Origin of the sequence: Acinetobacter sp. UBA1297, from assembly GCF_002307755.1 — a bacterium.
GTDB lineage: Bacteria > Pseudomonadota > Gammaproteobacteria > Pseudomonadales > Moraxellaceae > Acinetobacter > Acinetobacter radioresistens.
Map to the genome: position 1 here is coordinate 377905 of NZ_DBUF01000006.1, position 14035 is coordinate 391939.

The following is a 14035-nucleotide window of genomic DNA, read 5'->3' on the forward strand; positions in this document are numbered from 1 at the left end:
GCTTATTTAAGTGGGCTTTTTTCTTATAGAAAGATCTTACTGTGTCAGAATTTATTCATAATTCATTTCTAATTATTGGTATCTTGGCAAGTCTTGGACTCCTATATTTAAGTCTTCAGCAGTACCTTACTTCTAAAAAGCAGTTTTTGGCTAAACCGGTCATTACTGCCTTTGAGAAGCGCATGTTTATTCGCCTTAAAGAGGCTCTCCCACAGCAGCATATACTGGCTCAAGTGGCATTTAGTGCACTCATTACGAGCGATGACTATAAAATCCGTCAGAAATTTAATCGCAAAGTTACAGATTTTGTCGTTTTAAACACTCAGTTTGAAGTGATTGCCATAATTGAACTTGATGACCCTACACATCTTTATAAAGAAGAAGAAGACCGGCAACGGGATGCGATGCTCAAAGAAGCGGGCTACAGGATTATACGATATACAGAAATTCCAACTATTCGACAGCTTCGAAAAGATATACTTTAAGCTTTTGAGAATATATTTAATAACTCTGCCTGAAATTTCATTCTTTCTTTAATTTTTCTGCTTCTTCACGTGCCTTGATTTTTGCCAGTTGTTCAGCTTGTTGCTGTCGGTACTTTTCCTGATTCTTGGCATCACTGTTTACTGCAATATAAGCCATACTGACCAGAAAAATTGGAATCAATAAACCCAGTCCCATCAATACCCATAATTTAGCTTTCGATTGCACCGTTTCTTTAGTCATAGAAATATCAAAGATAAATAATTTAAAACTGAACTAATATAACAAAAAAAGGGCCTTCTTTAAGACCCTTTTAATTTGAATATTTTAAATACAAAAAATTATTGGGCTACTCCAGTACATTCAACATTTTTACTTGCATCTATTACTGATGGATCAAGCACTATATTGGTTCTAGCTGGCATCTTAGATTGTACAAATTGATAAATTTCAGCATTTCTACATACAATCGCCTGAGTATGAGCGGCTCCGTTAACAGGGACAAATGTCACATCAGTTCCCATTTTTTTAAGTCCCTCTTGTAAGGTATTAGTAACAGGATATGGTACAGCCATATCAGCAGTTCCCTGAACAATCATAACAGGTGAATTAATTTTTTTAGTAGCAGGCTGATTATCAGCCAAAAATTTCTTCACTGTTGGATTCTCTTGAAAATTACCAGCGAGACCAGGATAGTCCATAACTGTTTTACCAGCATTAGTCGCAAGAAAATCACGAATATCATCTGCGAATTTGTTATGCAAATCAGTTAAACACACTCCATTTTCGCCCGTAGTGCCTTCTGCAAACTCGGCTATACTTTGAGAACGTTGCTGGAAGATTTCACGATAATTAAATCTAGGTTCATAAGCAGTAATACCCACTGTGGTATATGCAGCATATGCAAGTAACTCGGCATATACTTCTACAGCTGTGCCAACAGGCGCAGTACCCGCCTGTTCTCTCCCAAGAATATCTTGAATTGCCTGTGGTGCAACTACAGAAATAATATAGCCAAGGCTAGAAGCTGGTGCTGCTGCAACCGCTCCTTTATAGTTACTGTCGTTATTAGCAAACTCAGCTGTTCCTAATGAGGCATGCCCACCTTGAGATTGCCCAATTGACATCCATGAACTATTCAACTGACTGCCGTACTGATCTTTAGCAGCTTTTACTGCTGCAATTGCAGATTTAGCTTCACTTCCCAAATTAAGGTATGGATGGATTCCTCGAGTACCTAAACCTTCATAGTCTGGAGCAATCACGACATAACCAGCTGCCAATAATGTATCAGCTAAAATTTTGAAGCGTGGATTAATAGTATTATTGCTTGGTGCACAGCTATCCCCTACGCCTACAGTACCGTGTTCCCAAACCACTACTCGATAACCATCCTTAGGTTGAGTAACTTTAGGGAACATCACTAGCGCAGTGGCTTCCGCTGTTTTTCCTTGTACATTGACCATATTATAGGACATGATTTTTATAGATGAAGCGCCACTCAAGCTATCTTTAGAATAAGACTTTTCAGAAATAAATGTCTGATCCGGATTTACCCCTCTATAATCGTCACTCTCATCATTACAGGCTGTAAGAAATAAAGCCGAAACTAAACTTGTTATAGTTAAAGCAATTCTTGAACGTCTCATAAAATATCCTTTTTATCAATTATTTATTCTGCATAAATTTATGCACAAATATTAAGACACAAAAAAAGTGTCCTGCATAGAACACTTTTCAACCTGAGCACTGTTTTTACGATATAAAATTTAAAAATATTCCCAGAAAAATTATGAATCCAACCCAACGATTATGACGGAATGCCCAAAAACATATTTGGGGATTGCGGTCCTTGGTTTTAATTGTTTGATATATAAAATCGAATGCAACCACAACTAAAGCGGTCATCGACCATGGAAATAAAATATTTTCTAAATACAGTGCTGTACCAATTAGAATAAGGCTGCATAACTGTAAAAGTATGATAATTTGAATGTCATAACGGCCAAAAAGGATGGCTGTAGATTTTACACCAATCTTTAAATCATATTCACGGTCAGTAATGGCATACTGCGTATCATAGGCAACAGTCCAGCACAGATTTCCAAAATAAAGCAGCCAGCAGATTAAATCTGGTGTCTGGCCCACTGCGGTATAGGCCATTGGAATAGACCAAGAAAAAGCTGCACCTAAAAAGACTTGTGGCAAATGAGTATAGCGCTTCATGAAAGGATATATGAATGCAAGTAATAAAGCGCCAAATGACCAGTAAAAAGTTTGAACAGGGAGGAAAAATAACAGACACGCGCTGGCAGCAACCAGAACCAGAAATACTAAAACCGCTTCTTTAGCACTAATTATACCAGTCGCCAAAGGCCGGGATTTGGTACGTTCTACATGTGCATCGACCTTCCGGTCAGCAAAGTCATTAATAGCACAACCGGCAGCACGCATAAAAATTACGCCTAAAGTCATAATAAAGAGAATTTTTAGGTCCGGTATACCTTTTGACGCTATCCAGAGTGCCCACATGGTTGGCCAGAAAACCAGTTCGGTGCCAATCGGTTTATCAAAACGGCATAAATAGTAATAAGCTTCCAGGCGCTCACGCCAAGTAATCTGATGCACAGTTGCCATGACTGTCCTTAACGAGGTTATTGCTGAATAAAATACTCAAAAGCTGGCAGGAATGTCTCCTGCACAATAAATTTGCAGCCATGCCAAGTATAGCAGCTCTGACGGGTCCAACCCTCTTCCAGATAAACTACACGCCGCTCACAGGCGGGCCGGGTACGCTGAAATAAAAAATGTCCAATTGGCTTTTGACCAATGTGTTGAAATAAACGTGCCCGTCCTTGCAGGCTCAGTATCGGAAAGATACTTTTCGCCTTGACCCACGGCTGTGTCTCACAGCCATATAGATAAGTATCACGTACCCAGGAAGTATGCTGAGCTGGCATTTTCATCCACTGGCTGTCAGCAAAGTTAGGGCGTTGAAAATATTCATTAAGCGTCTCGACCCTAAACTGTCCACCAGCCAGATCGGTTAATTGTCGGGTTAAGGAACCTGATGCATATAACCACATTTTTAATGCTGCAGGAATCTGCTCAGCATGCTTGTTTTTATATTTTGAACTCACAACTTTCCCAACTTCACAATTAACCATTATCTGTTTTAGCAATGACTACATATGTCCCGCTCGGTAATTTCTTTAAGATCAAGCCCTCGGTAGTGAGATAAAAACTTTTTGGATAATCATAGTCCAGAGCGAATTCAGGATGTCGCAGTGCAACAAATTCTGCCTGTTTATAACCTTCAGGTGTACGTCCTATTTCTATATAAGTCACTTCAGAAAAATTCAGTTTAAAACCTTTATTGTGATCCTGAGGATCAATCCATGGAAAAAATCCAGTATGTTTTTTGCGTGGTGCCATAACATCATATCGTTTATCAATTACAGCATCATACAAAAAAACCCGCACAAAGGCGGGTCTTTTTACAGTGAAATTCAGAATAGAATTACAGGCTGTAGTACATATCAAACTCAACTGGGTGAGTAGTCGTATTAAGACGACGTACATCTTCAGTTTTAAGTTCGATATATGCATCTAACATATCTTTAGTAAACACGCCACCTTTTAGCAGGAATTCGTGATCTTCTTTCAGTGCTTCAAGAGCCATATCGAGGCTATGGGCAACTGTAGGAATTTTTGCTTCTTCTTCAGGAGGAAGATCATACAGGTTCTTGTCAGCCGCTTCACCCGGATGGATTTTATTCTGAATACCATCAAGGCCTGCCATCAACAATGCTGCAAAACCCAGGTACGGGTTCATCATTGGATCTGGGAAACGTGCTTCAATACGCTTGCCTTTAGGGCTAGACACGTAAGGAATACGGATAGAAGCAGAGCGGTTACGTGCTGAGTAAGCCAGCATAATTGGTGCTTCAAAGTGAGGCACTAAACGCTTGTACGAGTTTGTAGAAGGGTTAGTGATTGCATTCAGTGCACGAGCATGCTTAATTACACCACCGATGAAATACAATGCCATTTCTGAAAGGCCTGCATATTCATCACCAGCGAACAGGTTTTTGCCATCTTTGGAGATCGACATATGCACATGCATACCTGAACCGTTGTCACCTACCATTGGTTTAGGCATGAAAGTAGCAGTTTTTGCATACTGATGTGCAACATTCCAAACTGCGTATTTGAACTGTTGAACTTCATCTGCTTTGCGCACCATGGTATTGAAGCTCACACCAATTTCTAACTGGCATGATGCAACTTCATGGTGATGTACTTCTACACGGCCTGGTCCCATGATATCTTCAATTTTTGCACACATATCTGCACGCATATCCTGTGAAGAATCTACTGGCGGAACTGGGAAGTAACCACCTTTTACACGTGGACGATGGCCAGAGTTACCTGCTTCATAATCCTTACCTGTAGACCAGGCAGCTTCTTCAGCGATCAATGTATGGCGTGCACCAGACATATCGATGTCCCATTTTACTTCGTCAAATACGAAGAATTCTGGTTCAGGGCCAAAGAATGCAGTATCTCCGATACCGGTAGATTTTAAATATTCTTCTGCGCGACGAGCAATGGAGCGTGGATCACGTTCATAGCCTTGTCCAGTTGATGGTTCAATCACATCACAAGTTACTACAACTGTTGGCTCTGCAAAGAACGGGTCGATAAAGCCAGTTTCTGCATCTGGACGTAAAATCATGTCTGATGCTTCAATCCCTTTCCAGCCAGCGATTGAAGAACCATCAAACATTTTGCCATCTTCAAATGTATCTTCATCAATACTGTCTGCCGGGTAAGTAACATGCTGTTCCTTGCCTTTGGTATCAGTAAAGCGAAAATCGACCCATTTTGCGCCACTTTCTTCTATGAGTTGAAGGACCTTGTTCGCCATGCTCATTTTGCTCCGATGAAATTTTGTTGCACTTATCGAGTGCATGTTAGTAGTTGCTCAATATAAAGCAATTCCCATACCAACTTTAGAATACTAAGCTAATGCTTTGAATTTCTTAATAGTGTGAAGATTAAAAAAACCTTAGCTATGCGGGTATTATACTGTGTGCAGATTGAATTGCACTATCATCAATCATTCTTAAATTACTTTATTCAGAATAATAGAACTATTGAACCAAAATAGTGCATTTTTTTAGAAGTTAAGACTGTGTTTAGTTATTTTTGTATGATTTTATTTTTAAGGAGCTCTAATAGATATTCTAAATTTAATAAATTATTTATTTTTTAATTTCTATCGAGAATTTAGCTCAAAAGTTTTGATGATAGCCAGCTTTCAACAGTTACTGTTTATTTTTAATTCATAGTAGCTGTAGCTCAGTTACTTACTATTTTATATTCCTCCTATGCATGATTTTTTTAAGTCTTAGGCCATCCTTAATTGTTGATTTAAGAGAATTTGCCAGATTTTTTAATATTAAGTATAAGCCTCAACACTATAATAGAAATAGTTCAGCAGCAATTCATGATTTTTTGCTATGATATTGTTCGCTCTAATTTTTCTTTTGTATTTATTTCTAAATCTGAGTTTCCTGTTTTTAGTTAAATATTTTCTTAGAGTTCATCCGAATTAAAGACACATAGGTGTATACATTTCAAAAGGTTAAAAGCTCATGCTTCTAATGATCGACAATTACGACAGCTTTACTTATAACATCGTCCAGTATTTTGGCGAGTTAAATCAAGAAGTTAAAGTCGTTCGCAATGATAGTGTCACATTGGATGATATTGAGCGATGGCAACCCAAGTATCTTGTGATCGGTCCTGGTCCCTGTTCTCCAACAGAAGCTGGTATTTCTATTCCAGCCATCCAGCATTTTGCCGGTAAAATTCCCTTACTTGGTGTGTGTTTGGGGCATCAAAGTATTGGACAAGCATTTGGTGGAAAAATTATACGGGCAAAAACCGTCATGCATGGCCGTCTATCTGACATGTATCACAATGATACTGGAATTTTCAGTCATTTACCTTCACCCTTTTCGGCAACTCGTTATCACTCTCTGGTGATTGATCAAGCGAGTTTACCAGACTGCCTGGAAGTAAATTGCTGGACGAAGGAAGCAGATGGCTCGATGGAAGAGATCATGGGTGTAAAACATAAGATATTACCAGTAGAAGGTGTGCAGTTTCATCCTGAATCAATCTTGAGTCAGCATGGCCATAAAATTTTCCAGAACTTTTTAGAAATTTACGCTTAAGTGATTTATATGAACATTCAACAAGCTCTTAATCATATTACAAAAAACATTCATCTGACTCAGCCGCAAATGGAAGAAGTCATGCGTAGTATTATGCAAGGCAGTACAACAGAGGCCCAAATTGGTGCACTGATGATGGGCTTGCGCATGAAAGGTGAAAGTATTGATGAAATTACTGCTGCCGCACGAGTTATGCGTGAGTTTGCTATTAAGATTGATGTAAGTGATATCCCTTATCTGGTTGATATTGTGGGTACAGGTGGAGATGGTCAGAATCTGTTTAATGTATCTACAGCATCAGCATTTGTTATAGCAGCAGCGGGCGCTACAATCGCCAAGCATGGCAACCGCGGTGTATCAAGTAAGTCTGGTTCTTCCGACCTGCTTGAAAAAGCAGAGATCAATCTTGATCTGAACATGCAGCAAACTGAGCGCTGTATCCGTGAAATGGGTATAGGTTTCCTGTTTGCACCTAACCATCATAAAGCCATGAAATATGCAGTAGGCCCACGTAAAGAACTGGGTATTCGCAGTATTTTTAACTTGCTTGGCCCGCTTACGAATCCGGCCGGTGTCAAACGTTTTGTAATTGGGGTATTTTCTGATGAACTTTGCAGCCCAATTGCAGAAGTAATGAACCAATTAGGTGCCGAGCATGTCATGGTGGTACATTCCAAAGATGGCCTGGATGAAATCAGTCTTGCAGCACCAACTACAGTCGCTGAACTAAAGAATGGTGAAGTTACCGAATGGATACTGAATCCTGAAGATGTGGGGATAGAATCTCAGACATTGACTGGTCTTGTAGTAAATAGTTCTGATGAAAGTCTGGCGTTAATTAAAAACGCATTAGGCAAAAAGAAAACGCCGGTAGGTGAAAAAGCTGCCCAGATGATTGCTCTAAATGCAGGTGCCGGACTGTATGTTTCTGGGTTGAGTCAAAGTTATAAACAGGGTGTCGCTTTAGCGCATGACATTATTTATGGTGGACAGGCACTTGAAAAAATGAGCGTATTATCAGAATTTACTAAAACTTTGAAACAGTACGAAGTATAACGGTCAGGAATAAACAGTCATGGTAGATATTGCAAACACAATTCTTGGTAAAATTGTTGACCGTAAAACTGAAGAACTGGCTGCGCGTTTAAAACAGCGCAGTTTAAAAGATATAGAAGAACTGGCACAGGCCGCGACACCTGTGCGTAGTTTTGTGCAGGCACTGTCATGCAAGTATCCTGGTGTAATTGCAGAGATCAAGAAAGCTTCTCCGTCTAAAGGAATCATTCGTGAAAATTTTAATCCTGCAGAAATCGCCCGGCAGTATGAACAAGCAGGTGCAGCCTGCCTTTCAGTACTAACTGATGTCGACTTTTTCCAGGGTGCTGATGAAAACATCCAAATTGCGCGCACGCACTGCGGCCTGCCCGCATTACGTAAAGACTTTCTGATTGATCCCTACAATGTTATTGAAGCTCGTGCTCTTCATGCTGACTGTATTTTACTGATTGTTGCTTCATTATCTGACCAGCAACTTGAAGAAATGTCTCAAACCGCTTTTGAACAGGGAATGGATGTACTGGTAGAAGTACATGATGAATATGAACTGGAACGTGCTTTACAGCTTTCAGACCATTGTTTGCTTGGCGTAAATAACCGTAACTTGAAAACCTTTGAGGTTGACCTCAATACATCATTACGTTTAAAGAAATTACTCGATCCTTCTCGACTGTTAGTCACAGAAAGCGGTATTGCCAGTCCGGATGATGTACGGCTAATGCAGGAACATGATATTCATGCATTTCTGGTTGGGGAGAGTTTTATGAAGCAGCCATATCCTGATCAGGCTTTCACGGCCCTGTTCGGTCAGCCACAGAGAGTTGAAACCTTATCTTATGAGTAAAAAAGACTCTACACTTTCTAAAGACCAGCAAAACCTGCTGAAACTGTTTAGAAAGCAGATTTCTATTCCTCAGTCTTCACCTGAAGCGAAGCAGACTGAAGTTCAATCAGCCCGGGATGACAAAGACTCTGGTGAAGACTTGGATCTGTTTAAAAAAGCCTTGCAGGGTGTACAACCTTTGCAGGGTAGTAATATTGCTCAGGTGGAAAAAACACGAAAGTTTAAACCCAATGCCCAGATCTTGGCTAAACGTGCAGCTGCTGAGGGGCCTCGTGAAGTTGAGCTGGCTGAACTCTCAGATACCCAAGCTGTATTAAATCCGGTTGGAAGCCAGTCTAAACTGAGCTATCGTATCGCGACCTTGCAACATAAGGTATTTGAAGACTTAAAAGCGGGAAATTTACGCTGGTTTGAAGCGGTCGACCTCCATGGCTGCACGGTAGAAGAAGCACGTGAAGCAGTTTTGCAAATTATTCAGATGGCAAAAGATGAAAATCAGAATGTCATCAAAATAGTGCATGGTAAAGGTCCAGAAGCTGTGCTTAAAACCTATGTAAATGGCTGGTTGCGTCAGCACCGTGATGTACTGGCCTTTGTCAGTGCACCTGAAAATCAGGGCGGTACAGGCGCAGTGCTGGTACTACTTAAGCGTGCTGAAAAAAATCCGAAATTTAAACAGTAATTGGCATGCTTATTAACTCTCAGACTTTTGATAGTTTTCTGTTACAATGTCGCCCTTGTTCAACCAGTGTAAGTGAACACGCCTTATGTCTATGCAGCAATCCTACGCAAATATCCTAACCGCCGTTGGTGAAGACCTGAATCGTCCCGGTCTTAAAGATACGCCGATGCGTGCTGCCAAAGCGTTCTCATACCTCACGTCAGGTTATAGCAAGACACTGGAAGAAGTGACCAATAATGCGGTTTTCCCTTCGGATAACCGGGAAATGGTACTGGTTAAAAATATCGAATTTTATTCACTCTGTGAGCACCATCTTCTGCCATTTTATGGCCGTGTACATATTGCTTATTTGCCAGAAGGTAACGTTTTGGGTCTGTCCAAATTCGCACGCATTACTGAAATGTTTGCCCGTCGTTTACAGATTCAGGAAAATCTGACCCAACAAATTGCTGAAGCAGTGGCAGAAGTGACTCAAGCACGGGGTGTTGCGGTCATGATTGACTCTGCACATATGTGTATGATGATGCGTGGCGTAGGTAAACAGGAATCTACTACACGCACAGTTTCTTTTATAGGTGACTTTAAAACAGATAAAGAAGCTCGCCGTGAATTCTTGAGTGCTGTGCCTGAAAGTTACTAAGCTTAAAATTAAAAAGCCTTGCAAACGCAGGGCTTTTTTTATCTCTTGCTGTATAGGTAATACCATTATTTAGCCCATATATACGTTGTTTCGACCATTGTTTTTAGCCGCATATAAAGCCGAATCTGCGGCATCTAAAAAACGTTGGTAATCAGGATGCCCATCATATAATACGGCGCCTACACTGACTGTAAAATTAAAGCTGACACCCATAGTAGACCGTATAACGGTTTCTTCAATCCGCATACGGATATTTTCAGCAACGCTTTGAGCCCGGCTCAGGTCGCTATCGACCAATAACAGCAAAAATTCCTCACCCCCTATACGAAAAGCATAATCACTGCCTTTGGTACATTCGAGTAAAACTTCAGCCAGAAACTGTAAGGCCAGATCCCCTGCTGCATGACCAAACTTGTCATTAATGCCTTTAAAATGGTCAGCATCAATTGCCAGTAAAGTTAAGGGCGAACCATTTTTACGGGAAAAATTAATTTCCCGGTTAATAATCGTATTTAAATAACGACGATTAAGTAGCTGGGTTAAAGAATCATTACCCGAGCCGATATACTCGGAAACCTGAAATAACTGATCAACCAGATGCTGTATTTCACGATTTTTTTCACGAATCTGCTGTATCAGGGCAATCGCATTGGCTTTATCCTGGCTCTCAAGTACCGCCAGATTAAGTTTATCTACCTCATATATGCGATCAATAATAATCTGTACCTGGTCTGTGCCAGAAAAAGCATAGGCTGCTTTATGAATAAACCAGAGACCAAATTCTGATTTGGACAATAGCAGATGATTAAAGCTAGCACTGTCTGAAAATACTTTAAACATCAGCTCATTTTCCCAGTCTAACAAGGAACTGCGCTGTTTATCCTTTTGAATCGATACATCCTGCATCGCAGAAAATAAACGGTAGGTATGTTTAATATCATTATTAATTTCAATATTTGCTTCGTAGGAACGGCACATAATTTCAGAGGCAAAACCAATGCTCTGTACAATATAGTTGGTTACAGCATAAATATTTTGCTGGGTTCTAGAAGCTTGCAAAGAAAAGACTTTTTTTTCAATTTCACGTATTCCGCGCATGATTAGCCAAGATGGAATACCGATACGCGCATGCACATTGCCAATCACCAGTTGACGTTGTACAACTTCTTCATAATTTTGTTTAAACGGCATATTAAAACAATCGAGTAACCACTGATTTAATGTAGTTTTCAGGCGGCTTTGTACAATCTCATCAGATAAAAAATAGGATGCCTCTTTCTCCTGCATCATATTTTTATAAAACTCATCGACCAGTAAAAACGAGTTATCTTGGATAAATTGGGCAGTATAGTTTAAATCAGTTGCAGAATATTGCCCGCATATATCCTTCCATTGCTCGGCAAGCATGGTAATACATTGTTCATTCATACAATTGATTCCAGAGGGCCTAAATTATCCTTTAACAGGCCCACCAATATAACAAATTATCATATGATGCGCTTCAGGGTATTTTAGATGTAGTCTACTAAAACCTGTCTTTTTAATTGGATTTAGAAATATCTGATATATCCTAAACTGGTCTTAGTCCAGTTTTTATGGTCCTGCTGTTGATATTCCCAACCCAAACGCAGAGCATTTTGTGGAGTAAAGGCATATTGCAACTGGGTGTTGAGTTTTAACTGCCATTGGTGAGCATCCTCCCAGTAGGGTAAGGCCACCTGCACCAAGCTGTTCACTCGTTCTGTCCAGATATTCTGACATCCTAATGTTGGTCCGGCGCCAATGCGCCATCCTTTATCTAGAGCCTTCCCAGCTTGTAAATGTGTCTGAGCTTGTACATAACATAAATGTTCACGGGCCTGATCAGCATAGCTATACCCGCCCTGAACATTAAAGTTTAATACACCGTGTTGACGGTCTTCACTAAACTGTCCATCATGTTCCACACTTTCTTGTTGCCAACCAAAATTGAATCCCCATGATAACGGCGTTTTAAAAGGGGTAATCGGGTTATATGAGTTTACTGATAAAAAATCAAAATGCTCCAATTTTAACTGGTCATTCCGATACTGTATTGAACCATCCCAGAAATTTAACTGCGTGCCGGTGCGAAATCCGCCCTGTGGATCAATAAGATCATGATAAGCCTGACGGTGACCAAGTTCTATAAAAGACTGGCCCTGCACCTCACCGGTTTTAACTGAAATATTACGTGCTTTATGACTCTGAGTAGGATCAATTTTCGGTCGTTCAGGTTCCTGACGCTGTTTATCCAGATTGATCTGGCTTCTTAGACCCAACAGCTGACGAAAACGTGGCTGGGCAAAACTTTCATCAACCTTGCGTCTTAAAAATTGTAGATAGAGGTCATCATAAGCCATTTCCAGGATTTTAGCCTGATCATTCGCTGGATAGTCCCCTACAAGACCAGGCATTTCTTTAGTTTCGGAAAAAGCAACCTGATGAGCAGTTTTAGCTAGAGTTTTACCATGTTGCCGTGCCTGTGCCAGTAATTGGGTTTCTAAAGCCGGACGATATATTTTGTTTTTAACGAGCCCCTGCTCATCCATTGCTTTTAAGGTTTCTACCGGTATCGCAGCATAACCGAACTGTTCCTGTAAATTAGCTTCTGGACGTACCAGATCAATTAAGCCTAATAAACGGTAAGCACAGTTGTCACTAACAAAATAATAGGGGAATGTCACTTTCTGCATTTCCCAGATATGTTCAACCATAAACCGGGTTTCTTCTGGATTTAAATCCAGTTCATATTCCCATAGATCACGGCTTTCAAAATCTCCATACTCTTTTACCTTACGGTAATACGGCATGAGGGAATATTCGCCAGGATACCGGCCAGTTAAGCCTTTCCAGGCAAAAGACCAGTTATCTGTACCGTTTACTGTAGCTGCATAGTTGACTGCATAAGAGACCAGATTTAACTGTTTCTGGTCTTTAGGGTCCAACCGCAATAGAGTGTGCCCAAACATGGAGCTTGGGTTGCCCATAAAGTCTGTAGCATAAATAAGGGTAGCCTTATAAGGCTTAACCTGCCCGATCCAGCTTTCAAATTCAGGACAGCTGGCTTGAGGCAACTGGTGTTCGGAAATTTGTAGTTGCTGCATTAACCAGCGGCTACGGGCGGGAAATTTGCATCGGACAGATTGATTCGGTTCAGCGACCTGAAACAGGGCCTGAATATCCTGCTGCATTTCCTGTTGCAGATTTTTCTGTCCATCTGGCGCAAGAAAATATCCTTTATAGCTCACCTCACTATGGCCGGCAGTATTGGCATACATTAAGCGCTGCCAAGTGATATCTTGGGCCAGCTTTTTCTGTTGAGCAAGATTTAAATAGTAGGATACATCTGGTGTCGTATCTGCTGCATGGCTCAGGCCAGCTACCGTCAGGGCAAGGATCAAAAAAACAAGTTTCATGCAGTAATCTTTTTCTCTTTATATAAGAAAAACCCTGTCTTTAAGACAGGGTTTTTTGAATATCTAATTAGACATAAGCTTTAAGAACTTCATCTTTTGCCATTACGGTTTGAAGGGAAGCCAGTACCTGTAAAGTATTCTGGTTATCAGCCGAATAAATTTCAGAGAAATTCTGTTTAGATACCGCAAAGAAACGTGCTTTATCTTCCTGTTTAATGTTCATTAGTTCAGCCAGCACATTTAGACTTTCACCTTGGCCTACAGACATATCACGAGCTAGCGTCTCGGCATTTTCATTAGTAAAAGTCACGACCTGAGCAGTTACTGTACCGCCTTGGCTACAACCTAATGTACCGAAAGTAATCCCGAGCCATTGGTTGGTAAAAATCACGTTTGTGGTACCAGCGAACAGTTTAGGAATAATCCCACTCTGACCTTGCCAAACCTGACTACCTACACCACAACCAACATCATTGTCAGCCATTGCTACACTTGAACCTGCCGCTAATACAGCAGCCAACATCAGTTTTTTTAACATACTTATTCTCCAGTTATTCTCATGCAGTGTTGTTATCGCTATACATGTGTAAATTTTATTACACAGTAGTGAGATTATCCGGAAGTGAAGCGCTTCGCAATTAAAAAAAT

15 protein-coding genes are annotated in these 14035 nt (G+C 40.5%); 6 read left to right on the forward strand and 9 right to left on the reverse strand.

Translation table 11 applies throughout. The annotated features are described in order from the left end of the window. Positions 1–53 precede the first annotated feature (53 nt). Positions 54–485 carry a DUF2726 domain-containing protein gene (locus tag B3R63_RS03400; RefSeq protein ID WP_373866275.1) on the forward strand — a complete coding sequence of 144 codons (432 nt, stop codon included), beginning with the start codon at positions 54–56 and terminating at the stop codon, positions 483–485. 37 nt (positions 486–522) lie between these two features. Here B3R63_RS03400 and B3R63_RS03405 read toward each other — a convergent pair whose 3' ends face one another. The 6 genes from B3R63_RS03405 to glnA all read right to left on the reverse strand — a co-directional run bounded on the left by B3R63_RS03405 (position 523) and on the right by glnA (position 5419). After that, entirely contained in the window at positions 523–726 is a 204-nt protein-coding gene (locus B3R63_RS03405) for a hypothetical protein (RefSeq protein WP_034428789.1), read from the reverse strand. A 98-nt stretch (positions 727–824) separates the two neighbouring features. Beyond that, positions 825–2132, reverse strand: a complete 1308-nt coding sequence (locus tag B3R63_RS03410) for an alpha/beta hydrolase family protein (RefSeq protein WP_286728295.1) — start codon at positions 2130–2132, stop codon at positions 825–827. A 106-nt stretch (positions 2133–2238) separates the two neighbouring features. Further along, a complete protein-coding gene (ubiA, locus tag B3R63_RS03415; RefSeq protein ID WP_286728296.1) occupies positions 2239–3120 on the reverse strand; it encodes a 4-hydroxybenzoate octaprenyltransferase in 882 nt (293 codons plus the stop codon). A 17-nt stretch (positions 3121–3137) separates the two neighbouring features. Next, a complete protein-coding gene (locus B3R63_RS03420) occupies positions 3138–3650 on the reverse strand; it encodes a chorismate--pyruvate lyase family protein (protein ID WP_286728297.1) in 513 nt (170 codons plus the stop codon). Next, on the reverse strand, positions 3643–3918 hold the full coding sequence (locus B3R63_RS03425) for a hypothetical protein (RefSeq protein ID WP_005406195.1): 276 nt from the start codon (positions 3916–3918) through the stop codon (positions 3643–3645). Before B3R63_RS03425 ends, B3R63_RS03420 begins: the two co-directional genes overlap by 8 nt. Positions 3919–4003: 85 nt before the next feature. Then, entirely contained in the window at positions 4004–5419 is a 1416-nt protein-coding gene (glnA, locus tag B3R63_RS03430) for a type I glutamate--ammonia ligase (RefSeq protein WP_005404245.1), read from the reverse strand. Between the two features lie 724 nt (positions 5420–6143). Here glnA and B3R63_RS03435 point away from each other — a divergent pair. The 5 genes from B3R63_RS03435 (at position 6144) to folE (ending at position 9950) form a co-directional block, all read left to right on the forward strand. Next, positions 6144–6728 (forward strand): aminodeoxychorismate/anthranilate synthase component II, encoded by a 585-nt coding sequence (locus B3R63_RS03435; protein ID WP_286728298.1) that lies wholly within the window; start codon positions 6144–6146, stop codon positions 6726–6728. Between the two features lie 9 nt (positions 6729–6737). Continuing rightward, positions 6738–7784, forward strand: a complete 1047-nt coding sequence (gene trpD / locus B3R63_RS03440) for an anthranilate phosphoribosyltransferase (protein ID WP_005025217.1) — start codon at positions 6738–6740, stop codon at positions 7782–7784. A gap of 19 nt (positions 7785–7803) precedes the next feature. Further along, positions 7804–8628 (forward strand): indole-3-glycerol phosphate synthase TrpC, encoded by an 825-nt coding sequence (trpC, locus tag B3R63_RS03445; RefSeq protein ID WP_286728299.1) that lies wholly within the window; start codon positions 7804–7806, stop codon positions 8626–8628. Beyond that, complete coding sequence (locus B3R63_RS03450; RefSeq protein WP_286728300.1) at positions 8621–9310, forward strand: Smr/MutS family protein; 690 nt, start codon at positions 8621–8623, stop codon at positions 9308–9310. The genes trpC and B3R63_RS03450 overlap by 8 nt, the downstream gene beginning before the upstream one ends. Positions 9311–9401: 91 nt before the next feature. Next, on the forward strand, positions 9402–9950 hold the full coding sequence (folE, locus tag B3R63_RS03455) for a GTP cyclohydrolase I FolE (RefSeq protein WP_171053875.1): 549 nt from the start codon (positions 9402–9404) through the stop codon (positions 9948–9950). Between the two features lie 69 nt (positions 9951–10019). Here folE and B3R63_RS03460 read toward each other — a convergent pair whose 3' ends face one another. The 3 genes from B3R63_RS03460 to B3R63_RS03470 form a co-directional block, all read right to left on the reverse strand. Continuing rightward, positions 10020–11378: a diguanylate cyclase gene (locus B3R63_RS03460; protein ID WP_265769179.1), complete on the reverse strand. Its 1359-nt coding sequence runs from the start codon at positions 11376–11378 to the stop codon at positions 10020–10022. Positions 11379–11500: 122 nt separating this feature from the next. Continuing rightward, entirely contained in the window at positions 11501–13387 is a 1887-nt protein-coding gene (locus tag B3R63_RS03465) for a DUF4105 domain-containing protein (RefSeq protein ID WP_286728301.1), read from the reverse strand. A 67-nt stretch (positions 13388–13454) separates the two neighbouring features. Continuing rightward, entirely contained in the window at positions 13455–13925 is a 471-nt protein-coding gene (locus B3R63_RS03470; protein ID WP_005015141.1) for a DUF3015 family protein, read from the reverse strand. Positions 13926–14035: the final 110 nt, after the last annotated feature.